At 60.9% G+C, this 25966-nt stretch carries 17 protein-coding genes; 11 read left to right on the forward strand and 6 right to left on the reverse strand.

Annotation, left to right across the window (positions count from 1 at the left end; genetic code table 11):
- Nucleotides 1–381 precede the first annotated feature (381 nt).
- Nucleotides 382–2061 carry an energy transducer TonB gene (locus MOP44_RS16795; RefSeq protein WP_260791369.1) on the reverse strand — a complete coding sequence of 560 codons (1680 nt, stop codon included), beginning with the start codon at nucleotides 2059–2061 and terminating at the stop codon, nucleotides 382–384.
- Between the two features lie 126 nt (nucleotides 2062–2187).
- Here MOP44_RS16795 and MOP44_RS16800 point away from each other — a divergent pair, with 126 nt between their 5' ends.
- Nucleotides 2188–3291, forward strand: a complete 1104-nt coding sequence (locus MOP44_RS16800) for a DNA polymerase III subunit (protein WP_260791370.1) — start codon at nucleotides 2188–2190, stop codon at nucleotides 3289–3291.
- Between the two features lie 316 nt (nucleotides 3292–3607).
- A complete protein-coding gene (locus tag MOP44_RS16805; RefSeq protein WP_260791372.1) occupies nucleotides 3608–3961 on the forward strand; it encodes an RNA chaperone Hfq in 354 nt (117 codons plus the stop codon).
- 56 nt (nucleotides 3962–4017) lie between these two features.
- Here the strand turns inward: MOP44_RS16805 and MOP44_RS16810 are convergent, their stop codons facing one another.
- Nucleotides 4018–5070 carry an L-threonylcarbamoyladenylate synthase gene (locus MOP44_RS16810; protein ID WP_260791373.1) on the reverse strand — a complete coding sequence of 351 codons (1053 nt, stop codon included), beginning with the start codon at nucleotides 5068–5070 and terminating at the stop codon, nucleotides 4018–4020.
- 113 nt (nucleotides 5071–5183) lie between these two features.
- On the opposite strand from MOP44_RS16810, the gene MOP44_RS16815 reads away from it, so the two are divergent.
- Both MOP44_RS16815 and MOP44_RS16820 read left to right on the forward strand, forming a co-directional pair.
- Entirely contained in the window at nucleotides 5184–5774 is a 591-nt protein-coding gene (locus MOP44_RS16815; protein WP_260791374.1) for a class IV adenylate cyclase, read from the forward strand.
- 97 nt (nucleotides 5775–5871) lie between these two features.
- Nucleotides 5872–6216 carry an energy transducer TonB gene (locus tag MOP44_RS16820; RefSeq protein ID WP_260791375.1) on the forward strand — a complete coding sequence of 115 codons (345 nt, stop codon included), beginning with the start codon at nucleotides 5872–5874 and terminating at the stop codon, nucleotides 6214–6216.
- 89 nt (nucleotides 6217–6305) lie between these two features.
- Here MOP44_RS16820 and MOP44_RS16825 read toward each other — a convergent pair whose 3' ends face one another.
- The 3 genes from MOP44_RS16825 to MOP44_RS16835 form a co-directional block, all read right to left on the reverse strand.
- A complete protein-coding gene (locus MOP44_RS16825; protein ID WP_260791376.1) occupies nucleotides 6306–6671 on the reverse strand; it encodes a DUF6496 domain-containing protein in 366 nt (121 codons plus the stop codon).
- Nucleotides 6672–6812: 141 nt separating this feature from the next.
- Complete coding sequence (gene smc / locus MOP44_RS16830; RefSeq protein ID WP_260791377.1) at nucleotides 6813–10640, reverse strand: chromosome segregation protein SMC; 3828 nt, start codon at nucleotides 10638–10640, stop codon at nucleotides 6813–6815.
- A gap of 309 nt (nucleotides 10641–10949) precedes the next feature.
- Nucleotides 10950–11867 (reverse strand): LysR substrate-binding domain-containing protein, encoded by a 918-nt coding sequence (locus tag MOP44_RS16835; RefSeq protein ID WP_260791378.1) that lies wholly within the window; start codon nucleotides 11865–11867, stop codon nucleotides 10950–10952.
- A 494-nt stretch (nucleotides 11868–12361) separates the two neighbouring features.
- Between MOP44_RS16835 and MOP44_RS16840 the strand changes: the two genes are divergently transcribed.
- The gene (locus MOP44_RS16840; RefSeq protein WP_260791379.1) at nucleotides 12362–13366 is read left to right on the forward strand and encodes a tetratricopeptide repeat protein; all 1005 of its coding nucleotides are present in this window, start codon (nucleotides 12362–12364) and stop codon (nucleotides 13364–13366) included.
- A gap of 425 nt (nucleotides 13367–13791) precedes the next feature.
- Here the strand turns inward: MOP44_RS16840 and MOP44_RS16845 are convergent, their stop codons facing one another.
- Nucleotides 13792–17430 (reverse strand): TonB-dependent receptor, encoded by a 3639-nt coding sequence (locus MOP44_RS16845; RefSeq protein WP_260791381.1) that lies wholly within the window; start codon nucleotides 17428–17430, stop codon nucleotides 13792–13794.
- A gap of 186 nt (nucleotides 17431–17616) precedes the next feature.
- On the opposite strand from MOP44_RS16845, the gene MOP44_RS16850 reads away from it, so the two are divergent.
- From MOP44_RS16850 to MOP44_RS16875, 6 genes are all read left to right on the forward strand, one after another.
- Nucleotides 17617–18681 (forward strand): LacI family DNA-binding transcriptional regulator, encoded by a 1065-nt coding sequence (locus MOP44_RS16850; protein WP_260791382.1) that lies wholly within the window; start codon nucleotides 17617–17619, stop codon nucleotides 18679–18681.
- Nucleotides 18682–18861: 180 nt separating this feature from the next.
- Nucleotides 18862–19926: a G1 family glutamic endopeptidase gene (locus tag MOP44_RS16855; RefSeq protein WP_260791383.1), complete on the forward strand. Its 1065-nt coding sequence runs from the start codon at nucleotides 18862–18864 to the stop codon at nucleotides 19924–19926.
- Between the two features lie 118 nt (nucleotides 19927–20044).
- Nucleotides 20045–20701 (forward strand): class I SAM-dependent methyltransferase, encoded by a 657-nt coding sequence (locus MOP44_RS16860; RefSeq protein ID WP_260791384.1) that lies wholly within the window; start codon nucleotides 20045–20047, stop codon nucleotides 20699–20701.
- Between the two features lie 45 nt (nucleotides 20702–20746).
- Nucleotides 20747–22135: a M28 family peptidase gene (locus MOP44_RS16865; protein WP_260791385.1), complete on the forward strand. Its 1389-nt coding sequence runs from the start codon at nucleotides 20747–20749 to the stop codon at nucleotides 22133–22135.
- 108 nt (nucleotides 22136–22243) lie between these two features.
- The gene (locus tag MOP44_RS16870) at nucleotides 22244–23761 is read left to right on the forward strand and encodes a phospholipase C (protein ID WP_260791386.1); all 1518 of its coding nucleotides are present in this window, start codon (nucleotides 22244–22246) and stop codon (nucleotides 23759–23761) included.
- Nucleotides 23762–23848: 87 nt separating this feature from the next.
- The gene (locus MOP44_RS16875) at nucleotides 23849–25960 is read left to right on the forward strand and encodes a RecQ family ATP-dependent DNA helicase (protein ID WP_260791387.1); all 2112 of its coding nucleotides are present in this window, start codon (nucleotides 23849–23851) and stop codon (nucleotides 25958–25960) included.
- The last annotated feature ends 6 nt before the right edge of the window (nucleotides 25961–25966 follow it).

A 25966-nucleotide genomic window follows, 5' to 3' on the forward strand; every position in this document is an offset into this window, starting at 1 on the left:
CGAACGCGTGCTTACCCCAGGAGTCAAGTTTCGTTTGTAACCCCTAACCCCTAGCCCCCTTAGGCCGGTGACCGTCATCACATACTCCGACCCATGCAAGCGCTACTCTCCAATCGAGGGCTGCACTCCGTTCAGGGAGCGCGGCCCTTTTGAAGTATCAGACAGGGGTTACTAGAAAATTAGCTACCCCTCCCCCTGTTTTTGCTTCTCCATATATTCGCTTTTCAGGCGTGATTTTTGGATAACTAATTCAATTTACTTAACTTAATGGAATACTAAATTTCATAGGGACTTTCGCCCAAGTGTAGATAATCAAACAGACAATGTTACTTGATAGTAAATAGATTGCGGGCTGCCTTCAGCATTCGGCTTCCGCTTCTCTCACCGAGCCTCTGAAGTGAACTGCTTATTCACCTCGTGTCCTTTTATCTCGAACGCATTCTTCGGCACCGAATCGCTCGCTCCGGCGATATCCGTGACCCGGATATGCATCACCGCCGCGGCATCATGCGACACATCGATCCGCCGCGCCAAGTGCGCGTTCTGGTAGTTCACAAACTCCGAGCGTAGTGCTTCCATGCCCGCTCCATACGTCTTCACAAGATTCCCGTTCGTATCGAACCAGAACCCGCGCGCCTCTGGATCAAGCTTCCCCTCCGAGCTCTCGTACCCGCTCAGCACGCGGATAGTCTTTCGATCGCCCACCATCCCCGATTGCATCCGCCAGTCCGACTCCACAAACGAGTCCATCGCAGGAATCGGCTCCATCAGTCGAAACACCAGCAGCAGCAACTGCGCGTCCGGGCCGTCCACTTGCTCGTACAGCTTCGACCCGTTGCGCGCCCTCACCAGGTGGCTTGATCCAAACGTAGCCTCGCGCCGCCACTTGTCCGCCGCAACCCACAGATCTCCATAGTGTCCCGTGTCCACCGAGCCCGCGCTCGACCGCGCCTGAAACTCCGCCTTCAGCATGTACGGAAATCCCGCTCCACCAGAAGGGAAGTCGAGTTGCCGCCCGCGTTCGAAGTAGTTGCGCGCGCTCTCAAAGGCCTCCGTTCCTGTCGGCCGAGCGGTCTTGAACGCCAGCGTGATCCTCGACAGCACCTGCACCGCTACGCCATCAATCACGAAAGGCTTAAACCGCATCGCCGCAATCTGCTCGTGCGCCGCGCCGTTCATTGCCGGATTGTCCGAAACAATCGTCCCAATCTCGCGCACCTTGCCCGCCCTGTCGATACTCACTTCTGTAGTAAGCACGCCCTCCAGCGGCCCATCCTTCGGCATCGGCCACGATATGTTCTGAGCGACGAGGTTCTCTCGCGTCGTCAGCTCATTCATCAGAACCGTATTGATCGGCTCGTCGCCATCCGGTGCACTTGCGTCGAACCACCCGCCCTGCACCACGCTCAGGTCCTCGAGCAGGACGATCTTCGCGGTCACCTGCGGCGACCCCACATTCACCGTCCGCGCCACCGTCAGCTTGTGGAACTTCGCATAATCCTCGAACTCGCCACTCCAGCCGAACCCGCCAGCGCTAAGCAAAAGCCCGCTGTCGTCCCGGATCGAGACTCCCGCGCCCATCGTCTTCTGCACCTGCCCGTTGCTGCTCGCAATCGTCCAGGCCAGGTAAGTGCCGCCCGTCTCATGGCGGACCTCCGCTCCCCGGATCTGTGCCAGCAGATCATCCGACATGGGCACCGGCCGCACAATCGCGTCGGCCGTTTCCCGCAGCCACTCCGGAAAGTAGTCGCCTTCGTCCTTCTGCCAGATCTTCGACCCGTTCACGATCTGCACCTGGTGGAACTCCGGTGAGCGAACCTCCCGCCGCCACTGATCCGGCGACCTCCACCAGATCTCCACTTCACCCGTGCGCCCCGAATCCTTATCGCGTTCAGAACTCGGCGCAAGCGTCGCCTTCAGATGGAACGGCGGCGTGCCCCGCTGATCCAGGGTGCACTGCTCCACCGCCTTCAGAATCCTCTTGACGGTATCTTCAGCGCGGCCCTGAGGCGCGCACGCGAGCGTGCAGAGGAGAAGCAGAAAAGCCCAGCTTTTGCGCATGGAACCCACTCTACATCAGCGGGATCTATTTACGCCCGAGGCCAGACGTGCAAGCAAGTGATCCAGTATTCAGCAGTTCACCGGCCCACTTGATCACCTCACCACCTGACCAACTAGACTCGTAGAGTGAGCTTCCGCGAATTCCTGGGCAACACGGAGACGGTTAGCCGCCTGCGCGAGGGTGTGCGCATGGGGCGGATTCCGCAGGCCATGATCCTGGCTGGTCCTCGCGGAGCAGGGAAGTACACGCTGGCCTTGATGCTTGCCCAGGCGGTCAACTGCCTGCAACCCACTGAATCCGACGGCCTGCCCGACTTCTGCGGACGCTGCGAGAACTGCACCCGCATCGCCGCCGCCCGTGACCTCGAAGAGCGCGTCGCCGAAGCCATCGCTGCGCGCGAAGATATGCGCGACGCCGACAAGCGCGAAACCCGCATCATGATCCAGACGCACCCCGACATTCTCGTGGTGCCCCCTGATCCGCCGCAGCTCATGATCAAGCTCGGCCAGGTGCGCGACGTCATTCACGCCGCCTACTTCCGTCCGCCCGTCGAAGCCAAACGCTCGTTCACCATCTTCACCTGCTCGGCGTTCATGAAAGAGGCGGCCAATAGCTTGCTCAAAGTCCTGGAGGAGCCGCCCGCGCACACCTCCCTTATCCTCCTCGCCGAAAACCCTCAGGAACTGCTGCCCACTATCCGCTCCCGCGCCATCCTGCACCGCATCGGTGCAATCCCCGCTGCTGACATCGAAAGCCTGCTCAACGAGCGCCGCCCGGACCTCAAGCCCAGCGACCGCAAGCTCGTCGCTCGCCTCGCTGAGGGTGCCGTGGGCCGCGCTCTCAAGCTCGACCTCGCCGCCTACCTCGCCAGCCGCCAGGACGCTCTCATCATCCTCCGAACCGCACTCCGCGATCCCGACTACTCTGCCCTCTTCCGCGCCACGGAGACCTACCGCGCTGGCGCGGACGGCCAGGAGAAGACCGTCAACCTGCTCCGTGCCCTGGGAGCGCTCGTCGAGGACCTGCTGCTGGTCGTTGCCGGCACGCCGCAATTCATGCGCAACATCGACATGGCCGCCGAACTCGAGCGCCTCGCCGCCGGCCTCACCATCGACTGGATCGATGGAGCCGCCCGCGCCATTGGCCAGGTTGAATCCGGCATGCGTCGTAATCTCCTGCGCTCGCTTTCGCTCGATGCCATGGCCGTCAACCTCGAAGCATCGCGGTAGCCTTCGGGCCCAATCACTGCCCGGTCCGCTCTCTGTCCTATTCACATCATTTTGTCGTTATCCCGCGGCTAACGGCTGTAAGATAGAGCAACTACACTTCCATGTCCCGCATCTTTTAACTACAAGCATCCCCATGACCGTCCCACTTGTGGGAAGATCGTGCCTCCGGCAGAACAATGCCATCTGCACACTTTTGGCCCGTCTACTTTTCTACGGGTCTTGGTTCACGCTTCAGGAAAGAACCGCATCTTACCTCTCGATTCCCTAGTGAGCGAAGGCTCAGCGCAGTTTCCAGACGTACAGGAAGGAAGAACGTATGAGTTCGACTTTTACTCCCATGGCCGAGACGGGCCTATCTTTGCCGCCTGCAGACCGTCCAGTTTTACGCAAGAACCGGCGCTCAGCCCCTGCCGCTCCGTTCCGCTTCTCCGCTTATAGCCATCTGGATCACGAAGACACTGAACACCGTCAGGCAGAGCTCTTCTACCTGCAGAAGCAGATTCAGTCGCAGACGCCTATGGTCATCATCCTTGAAGATGGCGAGCAGATCGAAGGCTGCATTGAATGGTACGACCGCCACACCCTGAAGGTCAGGGGCCGTCAGCGCGTCCTTATCTTCAAATCGGCCATCAAGTACATGTACAAGCACGGGGAAAACGGCGGAATTTAGGCGCGCCCACGAATCAGAGGTGCACGAGGTGCCCGCTCCCGGGCCCGGAGCCAACGTCAATCCTGAGGATGAAACGAAGCCTTCCTCAACCGGTCCCGGATGGCGGCGCCAATCCCATCGCCCGGCGGCACGGGGCACACAATCACCTCGCACCCTGCTCGATCCAGCGCGCGCAATCCGGCATACAAACCAGCCGCCAGCTCTTCCATCGAATCCCATCGTCCCCACTCGAACACCTCTGCCCCGGCGAAATTACCCCACTCAGCGGGTAGCATCACTCCTACCCGATGCGCGCCGAACCGGCCCACCACTTTCTCCAACTCCGCAGGCGATCCCTCTACAAGAATCAGCTTCGCCCGCGGCGCGTAATGCCGGATCCCGACCCCCGGGGACGGCAACGCGGCAGCCTCCGCTCCCGGCTCGATCAGGGGCGCGCGATGCACCTCCACCTTGCCCGCGACAGCGCGAATCTGCTCTACCGTAATCGCTCCTGGTCGATAAATCACCATCGGCGACTGACATGGATCGATCACTGTCGACTCCACGCCATGTTCCGCCGGCCCCGCGTCCAGAATTGCGTCAATCCTGCCATCGAGATCGTGCAGCACATGCTCCCCCGTCGTCGGACTGGTATGGCTGAACAGGTTCGCGCTCGGCGCCGCTACCGGCACGCCGGCCTCTTCAATCAACCGGAACGCCACTGGATGCGCCGGCATTCTGACACCCACCAGCGGCCGACCCGCCGTCACCGCATCCGGAACCGCCTTTGACCGCGGCAGCAGCAGGGTCAGGGGTCCCGGCCAGAACGCCACCATTAACTTCCGTGCCGCCTCCGGAATCTCAATGACCAGCGGTGCCAGCATCGGATTGTTCTCAACCGGCCCGGCCACATGAACAATAACTGGATCCCAGGCCGGCCTTCGCTTCGCCGCAAAAATCCGCGCGACAGCATCGGCATCCAGCGCATTCGCACCCAGCCCGTACACCGTCTCCGTTGGCAGCGCAACCAACCCGCCCGCACGCAGAATCCCCGCCGCGCGCGCGATTTCCTCGCGTGCTTGAGCACCTTCCAAATGCGCCGGATCGACCCGCAGTCTAAGCGTATTCACTGCTTCTATTCTCGCCTGCCGAGCCGAGCCCTTTGTCCCTCTTTCCCTTCGTGCCCTGTATTTCGTTCTCTGATCCCTGTTCCCTGGTCCCTGCCGTTCCGTATACTCACAGGATGGTAGCCGTGGAAACCGAGATCAAATTCCGCGTGCAAGATCCCGCGAGCCTCGCCGAGCGCCTTCCGGCCGCCGGCTTTCACCTCGACACCCCGCGCTCGTTCGAGAGCAATACGCTCTACGACACGCCGGACCGCCAGTTGCGCAGCCGCACCGAGATCCTGCGCATCCGCAGCTACAACGGAAAGACTGTTCTCACCCATAAGCGTCTCCCCGACGACCGCCCCGGTGAGGACCGCCACAAGCATCGCATCGAGACCGAAACCCAGGTGACTGACGGCAACGCACTCGCCGAGGTATTCCGCTCTCTCGGCCTCACACCTGCCTTCCGCTACGAAAAGTGGCGCAGCGAGTGGAGCGACGGCGAAGGCCACTGCGTGATCGACGAGACCCCCATCGGCAACTTCGCCGAGCTCGAGGGCACGCCTGATTGGATCGACCGTACCTCCGCGCGCCTCGGTATCGCTGATCACGAGACCATGACCCTGAGCTATGGCCGTCTCTTCGAACTATGGCGTGAGGAGCATCACTCCAACGCCGAACACCTCACGTTCGAAGCGATTCAGGGAGCCGCCCCAGCTCAATCCTAAGAAAACTCTGATCACGCAGACCGGGCTGTGATTTATCTCATGTTTCCAGCGTGTGCGCCGATGAACTCCGCGTATTCACTTACAGCGGAGGATGTCCATGAGACCGTCGCGTTTCCGTTTGATTGCCACTGCATCTTGCAAAGCTGCGGCATTTGCCTTGCTTTTTGCCCTTGCTATTCCTGCTCGCGCGTCAGATGACCGCGCCGTCAAGCAGCGTGTTCCGCCTGTTTATCCCGAGCTTGCCAAGCGCATGAAGATCACCGGCGAAGTCACTGTGGAAGCCACCGTGGACCCCGAAGGCAAAGTCACCGATGTCAAGGCCATCAGCGGCAGCAAAACTCTGAGCCCCGCCGCGGAAGACGCTGTCCGCAAATGGAGATTCGTTCCCGGGCCGGACGTGTCACACGTCGATGTGTCAGTGAAATTCGAAATGGCGCAATAGCGTCTGGCGCGTTCCCTGAAGCGCGTCGACAGGCGGCATCCAACTCTGGCCGGATGCCGCCTTCCGCTTTGCTGCGGCTGCGCGCCGCGTTATGCCGCGCGCTTCTTGGGTGGGACCTTCTTGCCTTCACGCCGTGCTTCCGACAGGCCAATCGCGATGGCCTGCTTGCGGCTCTTGACCTTCTTGCCGCTGCGACCTGACTTCAGCTTGCCGCGCTTGAACTCGTGCATCTCCCGCTTCACATCGTTGCCGGCTGACGGCGAATACTTCCGACGCGAAGAAGAGGACTTCTTCGACGCTGACTTGCGGCCAGTCGATTTCTTCGCAGAGCTCTTCTTTGTGCTCGTGCTCTTGCGCGCGCTCGACTTCTTCGAACTGCTCTTCTTTGTGCTGCTCTTCTTCGCGCTGCTCTTTTTCGTGCTCGATTTCTTTCTGGCTGTCTTCTTCGTTGCCATGAACTATCCTCCCTCGCAATCAGATGGTTCCGCGATTCGAGACAGTTGTATGCAGGTCAGGCAACCCGTTGCGAATTGTGCAAAAGAAAAGCGCGCCGGAAACGAAACCCGGCGCGCATGCATGAACAAGTTTGATCGCGTCTATGCGGTAGCCCTCTGCGGCTCATGATGGCTGAGCTGCACGCTCACCACCTTCGATACACCAGGCTCCTGCATGGTCACGCCGTAAATCATGTCTGCCGAGTGCATCATGCGCTTGGAGTGCGTCACCAGCAGGAACTGCGTGTCCTTGCTGAGTCCGTGCAGAAGATCCGCAAGCCTCCCGACATTGGTTTCGTCCAGCGCCGCATCCACTTCGTCGAGCACGCAGAACGGACTCGGTTGGAATTGGAAGATGCCGACCAGCAGTGAGATCGCAGTGAGCGCCTTCTCGCCGCCCGAGAGCAGCAGCACATTCTGCAGTTTCTTGCCGGGCGGCGAAGCCACGATGTCGAGTCCGCTCTCGGCCGAGTTCTCCGCGTCGGTGAGCCGCAGGAACGCCTGGCCGCCGTGGAAGAGCCGCGTGAACACATTGGCGAAGTTCTCGTTGATCTTCGCAAACGCCTCGTCGAACTTCTGCCGCGAAATCTGATCGATCTCCTTGATGGTCTCCTGCGTATTCTCAATCGACTCGATCAGGTCCTTGCGCTGCGTTTCAAGGAAGCCATGCCTGTCGGCCGTCTCCTTGTATTCGTCCAGCGCCATCATGTTTACCGGACCCATCTGCTCGATTCTCTGTTTGAGCCCTCGGCACTCGTCTTCCTGCGCCGTCAGGGCCTCGCCTTCAATGTGCGCGATCTCCTTGTCTTCGCGCAGCACCACGGCCTCGACGTTGACCTCTGCCAGGCAGCTTGCCTCCAGGTGTTCGAGGTCCGACTTCAACTTCGCCAGCTCGCTTGCGCGATTTGCACGGTCATCACGCAACTGATCCAGCCCGGCGCGACCAGTCTTCAGCTGCGTCTCGAGATTGGCGAGCTGATGACGAAGTTCCTGTGCCTCGGCCGCAAGAGCCTGTGCCTGCGCCACCGCCTCAGCCCGAACCGCCGTCAGTTCTTCCTGCCGCGCCGACAGCGTCTCGCTTTCGCGAATGCGCTGCTCGCGCTCCGCTTCGGCCGCCGCACGTTGCTGCTCGATCGCCAGCACGCGCCGTTCGAGATCCGCATGCAGCCGGTCAATCCGCTGGAAGGCAGCCTCTGCGCCACGCCGACGCTCTTCCAGCCCAGCCAGTTCGGCAGTCAACTGCGCTGCTTCCTGCTGCAAGCCTTCGCGCTTCTGCCGGATCTCAACCAGCGCGGCCTGCTGCGCATCGAGCGACAACTCCGCCTCGCCGTGCTGCTGCTCCAGCCGAACAGCTTCGTCCCGCTTCTGATCGATCAAGGCATGTTTTGCTTCGCGAGCATCCTTGTTGCGCGCCGCCTGCAGCGTCCATTCCTGGAAGCGTCGGTCAATGCGCTGTACTTCCGACTCCATCTGTTTCAGCGCCGCGCCCTGGTTGGCCATTTCGCGCTCGGCCTGGCGACGTTCTTCGCTGCGCTCTTCCAGTTGGCGCGTCAGGTCCTCGATCGTGCGGGTGAGGGAAGCAGCCTGTGCCTCCGCTTCGCCTAGAGCAGCTTCAACCGCGGCGAGCTTCTTCTCTGTCTCGCGCAGGTCGCGCTTGAGCGCCAGCGGGCCTTCGCTCGCCGGCTTGCCGCCCGTCACCGTCGTGTTGTGGAAGCACTCACCGCCCGGCGTGAGGAAGAACGCCTTGGTGTATTGCTCTGACAACTGCTGCGCCAGTCCGGTGTCTTCGACAATGTAGCCGTTCTTCAGCTTCGGCAGAATCGCCTCGAGCGAGCGGCCGAACCCGTTGAGCACCTTGATCGTGTCCTTCAGCGGAACGATCCCGTTGCCGCGCACATCCTCTTCGGCTTCCACACGCGCCATCAGCGCCGCTGGGTTCTCAGGGTGCACCAGGAACGTCGCGCGCCCATCCACGCCCGACTTGAGCATGTTCACGCCATGCTCAGCCGCGGTCCAGCTATTGACGACAAGATAATTCAGCTCGTCGCGCAGGAACTCATCGACCACATCTTCGTGCTCGCTGCTGACTTCCAGGAAATCCGCCAGCGTTCCCACCGGAGCCATGCCCTGGCCCAACGCGCCCGGCTTCAGCAACTGCCGCACCGTGTTAGTCGAGTAGCTGTGGTTCCTGATCAGCGACTCAAGCGAATTCTTCCGCCCACCCAGCGAGGCATGTTCGCTGCGTAGTTGATTCGCCTTCGCACGAACTCCGTTCTCTTCCGCGCGGCGCGCCTGCAACTGCTCCCGTAGCGAAGCGATCTCGCCCTCCAACTGCTTCAGCCGCTCCGTCGAAGATTCAAACGTGAGCCGTGCTTGTCCGCTCTGTACGCCGAGGTTTTCAAGCTCGTTGCGCGACTGCCCCATCTCGGCTTCGAGCCGTTCCGCCTCGCGCTCCAGCGCTGCCAGACTCTCTTCGGCCTGCGCGGTCGAGTTGCGCGCATTGCCGGCCAGCGTCAACAGATGCATCACGTGCCGCCGATTCGCCTCAAGCTGCCGCTCGGCATTGAAGACTTCCTCCTGCGCGGATCGCGCCTCCTGCTGGCGCGCCGCAACCTTCTGATGAAATGCCCTCGCGTCGCCGGAGGCGCTTTCAAGGAACGCATGCTGCTGCGCGCGCTCCTCTACGATCCCGGCCAACTGCGTCCGCGTCTGCTCGGCCTCTGCTGTCGCCGCCGCCATGCGTGCTTCGAGATCGGCTACGCGCTCAGTGTTGCCGCGCTCCCGTGCCGCCGCTCGCTCCAGCTCGACAGCAGCACTGTTGGCGCGCGTCTGGGCCTCCTGGCCGCCCTTCTCGATCTCGTACCCGCGCTCGGTCAGCGTGTGTTGGCTGGCTTCCATATCGCCAATCTCGCCCGCCGACACGTTGATCTTCTCCGTCAGCTCCGCGATCTCCGCATCCAGTCTCGCCTGCTCGGAGTCCATGTGCGCCATGCGGCTCGCCAGCACAACGCGCAGCTTGGCGCGCAGTTCATCGCGAACCTGCGCAAAACGCTCCGCCTTAGCGGCCTGACGCTTCAGCGAGTTCATCTGACGCGTGACTTCCTCAAAAATGTCGTCTACGCGCGCCAGGTTCTGCTTCGCCGATTCGAGCCGCAACTCCGCCAGACGCTTCTTCGTCTTGAAGCGCGTAATTCCCGCAGCCTCTTCGATAATGGCGCGGCGATCGTGTGGCTTCGAGCTCAGCAGCTGGCCGATGCGCTCCTGTCCGATAATCGCGTAGCTCTCCGGCCCCAGGCCCGTGCCCATGAAGATGTCCTGGATATCGCGCAGGCGGCACAGCTTGCCATTCAGCAGGTACTCGCTCTCTCCCGTTCTGAACAAACGCCGCGTAATGACGATCTCGCCCTTCGCAAACGTCCGCTGAAACTTGCGCCGCCGGATTTTCAGGACCACCGCCTGAAGCCCTTCCTGCGCAGCCTGGGCATTTTGCGCCGCCGCAGTATCGGCCACTTCCTCTTCCTGCGACTGCCCTGGCTGCTCGGCAGCGACAATCTCGTCAGACTCGGCTGCCCGCTGCTTCCGCAACGCCTCCTCGTCCCAGTCGGTCGGCTCCTGGTCGACGGTCACTTCCGGCTCAACGGGGATCGGCCCCTCGTACGACTCGGGATCCACCATGGTCAGGGTCACTTCCGCCATGCCCAGCGGCTTGCGGTCGCGCGTGCCCGCAAAGATGACGTCGGACATGTGCGTGCCGCGCAGCGTCTTGGCACTCTGCTCGCCGAGCACCCAGCTCACGGCGTCCAGGATGTTCGACTTGCCGCAACCGTTCGGACCCACAACCACGGCCATGCCCGTGCCCGACACTGTTAACTCCGTGCGGTCGCAAAAGCTTTTGAAGCCGAGGATCTGGACTTTTTTCAGTTTCAGCATGCAATCTCCATCTAGCCGGGGGTCTATACGGCCGCTCTGCACAACCCATAGGGCAATCAGCTGGGGGAACAATAAACCACGTCAGATTGCCTTTGATTGAGACTCTACGAAGCCCAAAACGCAGGGTCAACCGGTCCAAGGCGGGTTTTTGTGGATAAGAGAGTACAGAATTCAACTTAAGGAAAATTAGGTCTACTTTAGGCTTCTCTTCGGCTTTTCTACCCGAATTGCAGCCCGGTTTTCAACAGGCAGACCCATCGAGCGGACTCAGGTTGGTAACTGCTTACTCTCAGCTATAGCCTTCTGCCTTCATCTGGGGCAGCAATAGCTGAGGCCTGATAGCTGATGGCTGACGGCCGCTTTTATGACTTTTTCCAACGCACGCAACGCCTGCGGGCGTGGGAAACCGGGACGGCTCGCAAGCCGAATGGAGCGCGCTGTTTCCCGGGCCAGTGGCCGTACGGCAATCTCCAGCCGGCCCAGAGAGTCTGCCGCTAGGAACGGAATCAGCGTAGTTCCATATCCGGCCGCCACCAGGTTCACCAGCGTTTCCAATGTTGCCGCTTGCATGGACGACTGCAGGGCGTTACGGGTGGATTTGCCACCGCACGCTTCCAGCGCCTGCGTAGCGAGGCAGTGGCCCTCAGCGAGCACAAGCAACTCGCCGGCAATGGCCTTCTGCTCTACCGATTTTGCGCCGGAGAGCCGATGATCCACTGGCAAGGCTGCTAACAATGGCTCCTTAAATAGCTCAATCTCCGTGATCTCTGGAGCGTCCGTCTCGGTCGCCAGCAAAGCCGCGTCGAGCTTGTGACTGCGGAGGCCCTCGATCAGCGCGCGCGTCTGATCCTCCCAGAGTTCGATCGTCAGGCCTGGGTAGGACTGCCGTAGCGGCTTGAGGATCAGTGGCATGAGGTAAGGAGCCAAAGTCGGGATCACGCCAAGACGCAGAGGGCCGACCAAAGGGTCGCGGGCGGACTGCGCAACGGCCTCCATTTCTCGAGCCTGGGCAAGCGCGAGTCGTGCGTGCTCAAGAATCTGCGATCCCACGGGTGTGAGCTCAACACGCTTGTTGGTCCGCTCCAGCAGCTTCACGCCCAGTGAGTCTTCTAGCTTTCGAATCTGACTCGACAGCGTGGGCTGGCTCACATTGCATGCTTCGGCCGCGCGGCCGAAGTGCCGATGCTCCGCGACAGCTACTAAGTACTTAAAATCCTGCAGGTTCATCTTCGCCCTTCAAGAATTACTTGAACAATGGCGGACGCTATTTGAGCAGCAGCCCTTTCAAGGATAGAGGACAAAAATTGCAGATGCGAAATCTCGTCTGAATTCTCCTTCACGTTCTTCAAACAAGACAAACCCAACGTCAGACGAAGGGAGAGGTAATTGTCCATCCCTTCGTCGTCGGCCCATCGCGATATTGGTAGGCCGCTCACCGGCTGTGACCACAGACACATTACCTAGGGTAAATACGGGGTAGAGTTTCAGCCTGGAAATTCACTTCGATCGCCGCATCCGGCGAATTGACATCGCGGACAACAAAGCGGCGACCGGTCCCCGCATGCAAACCCTTCAGGCTTGCATCGGGAGTGGGGGAGGGGACCGTGTGTATCCTTGCTCGTTTTGTCTTAACTTCTCTCAGACTTGTCCTGGCGGCTACCGCCCTGCTTTATGTCAGTGAGATTCCGTGCGCAACTGCCGATAGTAAGAGCGAAAAACATTTGAATGACTTGCGCAAGCGCGCCGAGCAGGGTTACCCGGAGCAGCAGTTGGAGTTGGCCAAGGCTTATCTCATGGGCAAGGGAGTGCCGCAGGACCTCGAAAAGGCTGCTCATTGGTATGAGATGGCGGCGCGGCGCGGCAATCCCGAAGCGGAGAACCAGATCGCGTACTTTTATCAGAAGGGGATTGGCGTACCAACGGATCCGGTGCGCGCGTTCCACTGGTACCAGCTTGCATCGGCATCGGGGCTGGTGTGGGCCAAAGTGAACCTGGGGGTGTCCTATCTGTACGGAATGGGGGTGCCGAAAAATGCATCGACGGCGCGGCACCTGTTCCAAGAGGCAGTCGGCAACGGCAATGGCCTTGCGGCAGCCTACCTGGGTCACATGGATTACTTCGGCCTGGGCGGACCCGTCGACAAAGCTGCCGCGGATAAGTGGTTTGTGATCGGATCTAAACTGCATGATCCGATCGCCGCGTACAGCCTGGGACTTCTGTACTCGGAGTACGACGACCATTCCAAGGATAACCATAGAGCGGCGGAGTTGTTCCGGTTTTCTGCCCGCAAAGGATACATACTGGCGAAGCATGAGCTTGGGCGCCTGCTTGTCAATCACCCGGAACTGGCGAAGTCACCCCAGGAGGCACGCACTCTGCTATTAGAGGCTTCGGGAGCAGGGCTGTGGAACTCGTCGGCGGTGTTAGGAGCGCTGGCGCGCGACGGTATCGGAGAGCCGGCGGATGCGGGCCACGCGTACTACTGGTTCTTTCTGAGTAAGCTGCAGGGCGGTGCGATTGCAGAGAAGGTCGTTGCGCGCGACGTTAGCGTGCTGGAGCAGGAACTACCTGATAGGGAGCTGGCGAAACTCTCGAAGGAGGCGCAAGATCGCTTCGGGCAGCAGCCGAAGGCGGTGATGTTCCTTAGCCAGCTCGGCGACGATGGAGGGGTTCAACTTCGCGTGCCGGTAATTCTGGATTCGACAGGAAAGACGACTGGAGACTGACGCGATGGGCCCATTGGTCCCAGTAAGTGCTGCCCGCTTTACCACCGCACCTACGGGGTCACGTGTATTGCCACGTCTCCTCGTGGTGGTTAGCAGCGCTCAGCCTAACCTCTACCAGCCTTAGGACTCAGGGAAGCGAGATCGCTGCCGCGATTGCGGGAGTCGCGGCAGGAATGGAAGTCGGGGTGGGGGGCGTTAACCACGCCACCCGCTCGTCTACGAAGGGATGCGTCTAGCAGGGTCCGAACAGACTCCAACTAAAAAATGAAAAGCACCAGTGACATATCTGTTATCGCAGGTACAACGACTGGTATCGAGCCCGGAAAGGTTGTCAGCGTGAAGGGGCGTAAGGAATCTGTGCGAACCATGGTTAACAAAAGAGCCCCTGCCGGTCGGCAGGGGCTTCAGGACAACAGGCCAGACATTCAGAAGGTGAATCTTGCGGCGAACTGAAACTGGCGCGGGCTGTTGACGGTTGAGGTGATTTGCCCGAAAGCATCCACATCGGGGGAGCCCGGGGTCAGGGCCGACTTGGCGCTGGGCACGTTGGGCATGCCAAGCTGCGCATGATTGGTTACGTTGTACGAGGCGATCTCGAGTCGCAGATTCTTCGTCTCGCGGATCTTGAAGTTCTTGTAGAGCGACAGATCCAGATTCTGCGCGCCCATGGTGCGGACGTGATCGAGATAGGCAGGCGCCGTTCCCGGCGTGAACGGGTCAGCCGGAGGCCGGAAGCACTCGGTCGTGAACCAGCGCGATTGCGAGTGCGGCGCGTGAATGCTGGGATCGCAAACCATGTCGGCTCGCTGGTTGAAGTACGCAGGCTCAAGCCCTGAACTAGGCGAGGCGATAGGGATGCCGGTGCTCAGGTAAAGGATGAAGCTGCCAGTCCATCCGCCCAGGAAGCCGTTGCCAAGACCGCCAAGGTCGACCGCGCGGCCGCTGCCGATGGGCAGGTCGTAGGACGCGGTGCCGGTGTACTGCAGATGCACGTCCTGCGGGCTAATTGCCCAATCGAGCTTGAGGTTCTTCCAGTCCTGCGGCGCGCCGGCATGCGAGCCCACGAAGCTGAGCGGAGGATTGCCGTCATCGGTCATCAGCTTTGCCCAGGTGAAGGACGACAGCAGAGTGAAGTGATTCGTCAGCCGCTTCTGCACCTTCGTCTGAAGCGAGTTGTACTGCGAATCGCCACCGGGATAGGCGGAGACGTTCACGCCGTTTCCGCCGCCATAGCTGCCGTTGCCGAACTGGGGATACGGCTGCAAAGCGACCCAGAGAGGAACCATGTCTTGGCCGTAATTGGCATTGGTGGCAGGCAAAATCGAAGCCCACTGATTGGGCACCATCTGGCAGCCGTCTGATCCGTCGATGCAGAGCGCTGTTTGGTACCTGCGAATGGTCTGCAGATCAAGCTGGTTCAGATCGACTGAGCCGAGCGGCAGGAAAAGCCCGCGGCTGCCCACGTAGGCTGCGCTCAGCACGAACCCGTGCGGAAACTCATACTCCCATCCCAGGTTGTAGTTGTAAGTGGTGACGGTGCGCTGGGTGTGCAGCATGGTGTTGATTGACTGTCCGAGGTTGTTGCCGAGCCCGCTGGGTGCCTTTGTGAATGTGGGAACGACTCCGTCAGGGAACGGATTGGTGACCGAATAGGGCACTGTGTAATCGCCTACCCCGCTCGAAAGATTGGTTCCACAGGCCGCCGAGCCGTTGAATACGGTGTTGCCGTCCGCGTTGTAGCAGGTGGACTGCCAGTTGGTGACCGAGGAGAATCCATCGCTATTCTGGGAAGCGCCGCCGACCATATGCGCGCTGGGTCCGTAATAGAACCCACCGCCCGCACGGACGACAAAGTGCCGCGTCGCCTGCCATGCGATGCCCAGGCGTGGGCCGAAGTCGTGAAGGTTCGTCTCAAACGGAGAGCGATTGCCGCTGTTCACATAGACCTCGGCTCCCTTGTACGCAACACCGTTGACGGTGTTGCTCACATTCGGTTCGAAGTATTCCAGGCGGTCGTGGCGCTCATTGCGGCTGCCGAAGATGTCCCAGCGCAGCCCGGCAGTGACCGTCAGATTCTGCGTCGGGCGCCAGGTGTCTTCAACGAACGCTGCGTAATACGGGTTGGACCCTGCGATGAACAGGTCCTTGGTGAAGTTATAGCTTTCGGCGCCGGGAACCGAACCCATGCCGACGAGAAAGGAGGCGAAATCGCTGCCGCCGTTGCCGTTGCTCACGGAGTCATCTGTCGCGGTGATGTCGAATGAGTAGTCGCCGGAGGAGGACGGCGGCTGCCCCACGTTGAGGTAGCGCTTAAGCCATTCAAAACCAGTGCTGATGGAGTGTTTGCCCCATGCCTTGGTGATAGCGGCATTGGCATCGCTGTTTTCGCTGGCGTACTGGAAGGTGTTCCAGTTAGCCGTGCCGCCAATGCCGCTACTCACATCCCAGAAATCAATGATGGGCAGCGTCTTGTAGGTCTGCTCCGCCGCGAGCGAGGCGGGGAAACCGAGTTTGGTGATGTCATAGCCGTTCTGGCGGGGATCGCCGCTCTGGTTCTCATAGTGGCGGGTGAAGGAGTAACGCAGCTGGAGAACGGTTGTGGGATTGATGGTCAGGTCGTCGGCAACCAGGATGTTGCGGCCGTTGGTGACGTTCTGTGCGTAGTTGAGATCCCACATGTTGTTGAACGCGTTGAAGCCGGCGGTGAAAAGGCGGTCGAAGGAAAAGCGCCCGAAGATGCGCTGTTTCTCGCTCTGCTGCCAGTCCATGCGGACGTCGAACCGCTGCGCGTCGAAGGGGTCGGTTCCCGGCTGGAAGAAGTTGTTGATGACTCCTCCCTGCGCGTCGCAGGTGGAGGGGCTGGGCATGTTGCACTTAGAGAAGTTCTGGAGGAACGCTAGCGCCGTGGGGTTGGGGTTGGTGATTTTGTTGCCGGGGAAGGGCTGGCGTGTGCCGTCCGCGTTATCGGGCCGCGTGGGGTCGTAGATGGTGAATGGATCGGCGGAGAAGTCGCCCGTGCGCTCGGCCGTGGTGGGGACCGTAAACCAGCCGGAGCCGTCGTACGACTGCTGCTGGGTAGCTTCGTAATCGCCGAAGAAAAACAGCTTGCCATGGAGAATGGGGCCGCCGATGGATGCGCCTTCCTGGTAGCGATGGAAGTCAGGCGTGCCCGCGCCGCTCTGCTTGTTGAAGAACTCGTTGGCCGCGAGAATGTTCGGCCGGAATACGCCGAAGACGCTGCCGTGGAACTTGTCGCCACCGGACTTGCTGGCGAGGCTGATCACGCCCGCGCCGCCGCTCAGGTACGACGCCGGCGTGTTCTGCGTCTCGACGCGCGTTTCCTCCACAGCATCTTCGGGGAGATCGAGAGCGGGCATGATCGCGCCGGCGTTGTTTTCGGCGATGCCGAGTGGGCTGCCATCGACCATGTAGTAGACCGAGCCGACGATGGCTCCGTTGAACGTGTAGGACGAGACGTCGATGCCGGGGCGTCCGGCAGAGATACTGGTAATCTGCTGCGAACTGGAGGAATTGGGCGCGCCGTTGGCGGGCGTCACGCCGGCGCTCAACTGGACCAGGTCATAGACATTGCGGGTCAGCAAGGGCACGCGGTCGATAGTCTCGGCATTGATGAGCTGGCCGACTGTCGAGTTGCTGGTGTCGACCAGTTCGGTCGAGCCGGTGACCGTGACAACCTCGTTCACCGATCCGACCTTCATCGAAATGTTGACCGTGGTCACCTGGTCCAGCGTGACGGTGACATGCTTCTGGACGACGGTCTCGAATCCGTTGGCGGTGGCGTTCACGTCGTAAGTGCCGGGCGCGAGGGAGACGAAGGTGTAGAGGCCGGCGCCAGTGGTGACAGTGGTGAGCTTGGTGCCGGTGGCGGTGTTGATGATCGTGACTGCGGCGCCGGGAATGATGGCTCCGGTGGTGTCGGAGACGAGGCCGCTGATGCCTCCGCGCCCCGCTTGCGCAAAGAGGGAAGGCGCAAGCCCGAGAAGGATGGGGAGCAAGAGGAGGATTTTGAGAATGGGAATATGTTTTCCTTTTTTGATATGCATTGAGCGCCTCCCGGTGTACTATTCAAACGTTTGAATAGCGTTGACTGAATATAGGTCTCACTCGGATAGGTGTCAAGAAGAAACCCATAAGGATTTGTGAGCGGCCAGCGCCGGATGACAGGCCCGGCGTGGGATGATTGCCAAAACCACTGCGTTCCACATGGGCCAAAGACCAGGGGGTCGGTTGTGAGCCAGAGGAAATCCGGTCACGTCACTTTGCTAGACATCGCTCGCACGAGCGGCTTTTCGGTCTCGACGGTTTCAATCGTGCTGCGCGAGACCCCTCTGTCGCAGAATGTCGCGGCCAAGACGCGGGCTCACATCCGGGAGATTGCGCAGAAGCTCGGCTATCATCCCGACGCGTATGCGCAGTCATTGCGGCGGCGGAGTACACAGACCATCGGAATACTGGCGTTCGATTTGTCCGACCCATTCTGCGTTCCGGTTCTGCGCGGCATCCATCAGCGGCTGGAACAGACCGGCTACCTGCCGCTGACCATGGACGCGCAGGCCAAGCGCGAGCTCTTCGACAGCTATCTGCACATGACGCTGGAGCGGCGCGCCGAGGCTGTCATTGTCGTGGCGAGCTGGGTATTTGAAGAGACGAACCTCTTGGCCGACGTCCGCAAGAACAACGTGCCCATCATCATCCTCGGGCGCGACCTCACCGCGCGCGGGATCAGTTCCGTGCTGGTCGATAACGAGGCCGGCGGGGCACTTGCGACCCGGCACCTGAGAGAGCTGGGGCATACGCGCATTGCGGTGATTCGCGGGCCGCGGCAGATGGTTGACTCCGAGCCGCGGTGGCGTGGGATTCAGAAGGTCGCCGAAGAAGATGGGATCGTCATCGACCCTCAATTGGTGTTCGAGCTCCCCGCACTCGCCGATCCAGCCTCGGGATTTGAAGGCGGCCTGAAAATCGTGCGGCAAATGCTGGCGGCCGGGCGACCGTTCACCGCAGTAATGGCGTTCGATGATCTCACTGCGCTGGGGGTGGTGCGTGGATTGACGGAGGCCGGCTTACGCGTGCCGCAGGACTGCTCTGTGATGGGCTTCGACGATATTCTCCCCGCGGAGGTATCGACGCCTTCGATCTCCACCATTCGGCAGCCCCTGACGAAGATGGGCGTCGAGATCGCTGACTGGGCGTTGAATGCAATCGGAAAGCCGGCAGAGCACAAGCCGAGACTGCACATGCCCGCGCCTGAACTCGTTGCGCGCATGTCGACGGCGCGAGCGCCAGAGGAATAGGTTCCTCTTCAATCGACGTCGATTCGCAAGCCACAATCAGAATGTTCGAATTAGTCGTGGCACATAACTCATGATGAAGAGTTATAGATTCTGCTGTCACGATTCCCACCTGCGACTCCACTGTTAAGCACAACACTCTGATGCATGGTCAGAGAACCTCCCCATAAGGAATGGAAATTTATGAAGAAGCTGTCCTCCGCCCTCGCGGCGGTCGTAGTCCTTGCTGCGCCTATCACAGCCCTGGCGCAGAATAGAGTAGAAACACCTCACCGGATGCAGCCAAACGAGCACGCGCTGAATCTTCCGGGAGCCACCACAATTGATGCGCCTCCGGCCGGATTCGATCCGATAACCGCTTCAGACGAAGAACTTGCCTATCACGGCTTCCCGCCGCGTCCCAACCAGGCCACAGATGGCAAGGCTTATGCGAGCTGGGCGGAAGCGATGCAGCACTCCAAGACTCGCGTAGCTCCGAAGCTGGAGCAGACCAATATTTTCCACGGTCCGGCGCAGATGAAGAAGAATGCGACCCCGGCCGCCGTTGACAGCAATCCCCGGCTTGCAGCTCAGCCGAGCAACACGTACTACTCCAGCAACTGGAGCGGCTATGTTGCGACCAGCGGCGCAACCAGCTACGGCTCCTCTTCCTACTACTACCTGATCAATGACATGGTGGTTCCGATCGCGCAACAGCGGCCAGGCGCCTGCACAGGCGGATGGGCTTACGGCTCTGAGTGGAACGGTATCGACGGCTGGGGATCAGGCGACGTGCTGCAGGCCGGCGTGGAATTCGACGCCTATTGCAGCGGCTCTACCCGCAGTGCTTACTACTCCGCGTGGTACGAGTGGTACCCCTACGGCGAAGTTCGCATCGGCGGCCTGCCCGTCACCGCGGGCGACGACATGTTCGTCGAAGTGTGGCACACCTCCGCGACGCAAGGCTATGCCTACATCGTGAACTACAACACGAACCAGTCGACGACGGTGGGCTTCACGGCGCCTCCGGGGGTTTCTCTGGTCGGCAACTCTGCGGAGTGGGTCGTTGAAGCGCCTACGGTGGGCGGCAGCCTTGCCACCATGGTGGACTACACGCGGATTCCGTTCTGGGATTCCTATGCGTACACCGAGGCCTATACCTTCTACGATGTAGCCTCGTCGACCCCCGTTGACATGGAAGTGGGCACGTCGATCGTTTCGTATCCGGAGTACCTGGGCATCGAAGCGTTCACCATGCACTTCCAATGAAGCGATCTCTTCGCGCGATGTAAGCAGTGGCGAGGCTGACATGCCTCGCCATTTTGCTGCGCTGCGAGAATGTGAACGGTTGAGAGGCGCCCACTCTGCGACAATTTATGCAACCGATATGCCTGATCATCAAGCACCTCTAGACGCGATCCGCACCAGCTATGACTGTATAGCCGACGCGTATGCTGACGCCCTCTTCCACGAGCTCAAGAAAAAGCCATTCGATTGCGATGTACTCAAACGCTTCTCTGCAGCGACGGCCGACCGCGGGCCAGTCTGCGACTTGGGCTGCGGGCCTGGGCAGATAGCGGGCTTTCTGCATGAGTTGGGCTCAGACGTGTTCGGAGTGGACCTGTCTGCCGGGATGATCGAGCAGGCGCGCCGTCTCAACAAGGGCATCGAGTTCCACACCGGCAGCATGCTCGCCCTCGATCTGAAGGATGCGTCGCTAGCGGGCATTACCGCCTTCTACTGCATTGTGAACCTGCCCGCGGAGCTTCGTGTGCAGGCGTTCCGTGAGATGGCCCGCGTGCTGCAGCCAGGCGGAATGCTCCTGCTCACATTCCACATCGAGGGCCCCGTCCCGGGAGTGAAAGAGTTGTTCGGCCGCCCCATCACGATGGATTTCTACATGCTCGATCGTGCCGTTATCGAATCCGAGCTTCACGATGCCGGCTTCGAAATGGTCGAGGCCCTCGAGCGCGATCCCTATCCGCCGCCCATCGAGCACCAGAGCCGCCGCGCTTATCTGTTCGCCCGCAAGCCGGAGGCGTGATCGGGCGCTATCATTGACCCATCCCCGCTTCCGGAGAAAATCTTCGTGACCTTGCGTTCCGCAGTACTTGTGGCCGCTGTTGTTGTGTGTGCCGCCGCCGTCGCCCAGCAGCCCACCCAAACCTGGACAGTCCATCCCGAGTGGGTTCGCGCCCACGAAGACTTTCTCGCCTCTGACGCCCTTGCAGGCCGCGGTTCAGCTACCCGCGATGAGGAGATCGCTGCGACCTACGTGTCCAGCCGGTTTGAGAGCTATGGCCTGCAGCACGCGCCGGGGATGAACTCCTACATCCAGGCAGCTGGCGTCGAGTCCATCGAACTCGATGGCAAAGCGACGCTGACTGCTGGTTCGACGAGTCTGGCTGAGAGCGCGGACTTCGACCTGCTGCTTTCGCCCGGTGAGTCCGCTTCGGGCCCGCTCGTCCGCATCGCGGTCGCAGACGTGAAGACCGCGACGCCCGCCGCGGGATCTGCTGTGTTGCTTACCGGCGCGACTGATCCAGGCGCCGTCTTCCAGGCCTTCCGACAAATCAATCAATCAAAGCCTGCGCTCATTCTTATCGCCGCCTCTCCGGCTCTCACTTCGCTCTACGACATGATGGGCGGCAAGACGCGCACGCCCATCCACCTCGCCGGAGACACCGCACCCGCGCGCAACGGCAATGTGCTCCTCGTGCGTTCCACGGACAAGTTGCCCGCCGATGGAACGACCGTGTCCCTCTCCGTTCACACGCTGCCGCCCACGCCGCGCCAGACCTACAACGCCATCGGGTACCTGGCCGGCACCGATCCGAAAGCCGGAACGATCCTTGTGTCGTCGCATCTCGATCACCTCGGCGTTGGTCGACCCGTCAACGGCGACAGCATCTACAACGGCGCTGACGACGACGCAGCCGGCACCACCGCTGTGCTCGAACTGGCCCACGCGCTCGCTGCCGGCGCACGGCCCCGGCGTTCCATCCTGTTTGTCTGCTACGGCGCTGAGGAACTCGGTCTTCTGGGCTCGCGCTACTTCGGCGAGCATCCGCCGGTTCCCATCTCCGACCTCATCGCCAACCTTGAATTCGAGATGATTGGCCAGCAGGACCCCAAAATGCCCAAAGGCGTTCTCATGCTCAGCGGCTGGGACCGCTCCAACTTCGGGCCCACGCTCAAGGAGCGCGGCGCGCTCATCGGCCCCGATCCCTACCCCGAGCAGCACTTCTTCGAGCGCTCCGATAACTACTCGCTCGCATTGCAGGGCGTGGTGGCGCACACCGCCGCAGGGTGGGGCATGCCGCCCACCTATCACAAGCCTGACGACGATCTTGCGCACATCGACGTCGACTTCATGACGGCAGCAATCCAGTCGCTGGTCGAGCCGGTACGGTGGCTGGCGACTAGCGACTTCAAGCCGACCTGGAATCCAGGCGGATCGCCCCAGCAAGGGAAATAGAAATCGAGGCAACGGGCCTCCGCACCTCGGCCGAACGACGGAACTGCCGGGCAAACAGTGTATTCGTTCTCTTTTCGCATCCAAGCGGCAAGAGGACGGATTTACTGTATGCCGAAATCAGGCTTGTCGCGCCGCGACATTCTCAAATTTGGAGCCGCCGCAGGCGCGGGCTCGCTGGCAGGATCGTTTCTGAGCGGGTGCAGCGCCGCAAACAAGGTTGCGGGTGCACTCTCCGGCTGCGCCAAGGTCACCGACATCGATCACGTGGTCATCCTTATCCAGGAGAACCGATCGTTCGATCACTATTTCGGCAGCTACAAGGGCGTCAAAGGTTTCAACGAGCAGAGCGCCGCGTTCAATCAGCCCTATTCCGGCAACACTTCCAATGCCCCCGTCGGCGTGCTGCTGCCCTTTCATCTCGACATCACCAAGACCAACGCAGCGTGCACGCACGACATCAGCCACGACTGGGTTCCGCAGCACAAGAGCTGGAACAACGGTGCTCAGGACGGCTTCGTTAGCTCGCGTTTGTCCATCAACTCGACCGATGCCGTGATGACGATGGGCTATTACACGCGCGCCGATCTGCCCTACTATTACGCAGCGGCCGATGCCTTCACGCTCTGCGATAACTTCTTCTGCCCAGTCATGGGCCCCAGCGATCCAAACCGGCTCTACAGCATGGCTGCCTCGCTCGATCCCGATGGCACGCACGGAGGCCCGCTTCTCCAGACGCTGGCCTTTGATACCCGCGAGCCCTTTTACGGCAAGATGACGATGACCACCATGCCTGAGCAGTTGAAGGTGCGCGGCATCTCGTGGAAGGTCTATCAGACACCGGACCAGTCGATCGCCAACGGCGCGTTCTCTGACAACATCCTCTCGTATTTCAAGAACTATCAGGACACATCATCGGATCTTTACCACAATGCATTTACGCCACAATTTCCCGCTGATTTCATCTCCGATGCCGCCAAGGGCAATCTGCCTCAGGTCTCGTGGATCCTGGGTTCTCTGATCGATTCGGATCATCCGCCGGCCCCAGCTACCTTCGGTGAGAACACGCTCTCCTTGATCGTGCAGGCTCTGATGGCGAATCCCGCGGTATGGGCAAAGACGGTTCTTTTTGCCACCTATGACGAGAACGGCGGGTTCTTCGATCACGTGCCGCCACCCACTGCGCCGCCTGGAACTGCCGGCGAATGGGTCACCGCTCCAAGCGTGCCCGATCCGAGCGCGTCGGGAGGCATCAACGGGCCCATCGGCCTTGGCTTCCGCGTGCCCACCATGATCATCTCGCCCTTCAGCCGCGGTGGATTCGTGTCCTCCGACGTCTTCGACCACACGTCGATTTTGCGTTTCCTTGAAACCCGATTTGGGGCCGAGGTGCCCAACCTCTCCGCGTGGCGGCGGCAGACCGTAGGCGACATGACGAGCGCCTTCAACTTCGCAAAGCCAGACTATTCGATTCCGAAGCTGCCCTCGACCACCGCGGCGCTGCAGAACGAGCTCACCGAATGCCTCAACAACCTGGCGGGATTTGAGCCATACACATTGCCTTCGCCGCAGCAGATGCCGGTGCAGGAAGCTGGATCTCCACAGCGGCCGAGCGGCGCAAGCTGCTAGAGGGCTGGGCGAGCATCGCGCCGGATCGTTCTCCTGTAGAGTGGAGGAAGACACACCTCTACAGTGTGCGTTCCGGCGCTGCTTTCGTTGACCTCCTCCGTCCAATCCGCCCCGCTGGTTCAGATCCTTCGCGACGCCTTCGGTTTTCCAGCTTTTCGCGCTAACCAGGAAGAGGTGTGCCGCGCGGCCGTAGCAGGTCACGATCTGCTGCTGGTTATGCCGACGGGTTCGGGCAAGTCGCTCTGCTATCAATTGCCGGCACTCGCCCGCGGCGGAACCGCGTTGGTCATCTCGCCGCTGATCGCGCTGATGGAAGATCAGGTGGCCAAGCTTGCTGCGCTCGGCCTCAAAGTGGCTCGCATTCACTCTGGCCTAGACCGATCGGCTTCACGCCAGGCCTGCATCGACTACTTGAATGGCAGCCTGCAGTTTCTGTTCATCGCGCCGGAGCGGCTGCGGGTGCCCGGATTTCCTGAGATGCTCGCCAAGCGCCGTCTGGCTCTGATCGCCATCGATGAGGCCCACTGCATCTCGCAATGGGGACACGACTTTCGTCCCGACTACCGCATGCTGGGTCAGCACCTGCCGCAGCTTCGCGCTGGCGACAACCACTGCCCAGTCCTGGCGCTCACCGCAACGGCCACCACCACCGTGCAAGCCGACATCATCGCGCAACTCGGCATGACCTCGCCCGCGAAGTTCATCCACGGCTTCCGCCGCGACAACCTCGCGATAGAAGTGGTCGAAATCCCAATGCCGATGCGCGCGCAGATTGTGACTGGCCTGCTCAAGGATCCGGCGCGCAGGCCTGCCATCGTCTACGCGCAATCCCGCAAGCAGTCTGAAGCACTCGCGGAAGAGTTGGGCTACCAGGTGCGCGCGGCCGCCTACCACGCTGGACTCGACGCCGACACACGCGAGCGCGTGCAGACCGCGTTTCAGCAGCGCGAGCTTGAAGTGGTGGTAGCGACGATCGCGTTCGGCATGGGCATCGACAAGGCCGACATCCGCACGGTGATTCACGCCGGCCTGCCTGCAACGCTCGAGGGCTACTACCAGGAGATCGGCCGCGCCGGTCGCGACGGCAAGCCGAGCCGCACCATCCTGATGCACAGCTACGCCGACCAGCGCACGCACGATTTCCTGCTTACGCGCGACTATCCACCGACTGAAAATCTCAGCACTGTATTCAACATGCTGAGTGGAGAATCGCGCTCAGTTGACGATCTGCGTGAAGATTCTCGACTAGGTCCTGAAGAGTTCGACAAGGCTCTCGAGAAGCTGCAGATTCACGGCGGCGCGCATGTCGACTTTGGCGGCAATGTCACCATCGGCCGCCCTGCATGGAAGAAGACCTACTCGGTGCAGTCGGCCTATCGCCGCGAGCAGTTCGAGAAGGTGGTGCGCTACACAACCTCCAATGATTGCCGCATGTCGGCGCTAGTGCGGCACTTCGGCGATGTGGAGGACGCGAATCGCCGGTGCGGTCACTGCGATGTTTGCGATCCGGCGGGCGCGGTGCTCCGACTGTTTCGCCGCGCCAGCAATCGCGAGCGCCACCAGGTCCAGGAGGTTATCGATGCGTTGCGTGCCTCGGCCTACAAGACCCCGAAGGGCCTGCGCGGAGAACTTGCCTGGGCCGAGTCAATGGAACGTGACGACTTTGAAGACTTCATCGGAGCGATGCTGCGCGCAGGACTCATCGCAGTTGAAGACGCGGAGTTCGAAAAGGACGGCAAGATCATTCCGTTCCGCAAGATCAGCCTGACAGACGCAGGTTTTGAAGTGCGCGCGACCACGCCCCTCGATCTTCTGTTCAGCGACGGCATTGTCGAAGAGTTCGGCACGGCGCCAACCGCGAAAAAGAAGAAACGCGCGCCGGAGTCATCACCGCCCGGCAAAGCACAGACTTCTGCGGCCCCCAGTTCGCCTTCCGCCAAGAGATACCGCTCCGACGAGCCCGCCCCCATCGAACTCACCGGTGACTCCGCAGATCTCGCATCGCGTCTCAAGGAATGGCGCGCTGCTGAAGCCAAGCGCCTGGGCGTTCCCGCGTATCTTGTCTTGCACGATCGCACATTGAATGCGCTGGCCGCCAGACGGCCGTCTACTCCGCATGAACTGCTCGCGGTTGAAGGCATGGGTCCGTCAAAGGTGGGCCGCTTCGGTGATGCCATCCTGGCGCTCTGCAGCCATTAGAGCAGG

Origin of the sequence: Occallatibacter riparius (assembly GCF_025264625.1) — a bacterium.
In the GTDB taxonomy this organism is placed as follows: Bacteria; Acidobacteriota; Terriglobia; order Terriglobales; family Acidobacteriaceae; genus Telmatobacter; species Telmatobacter riparius.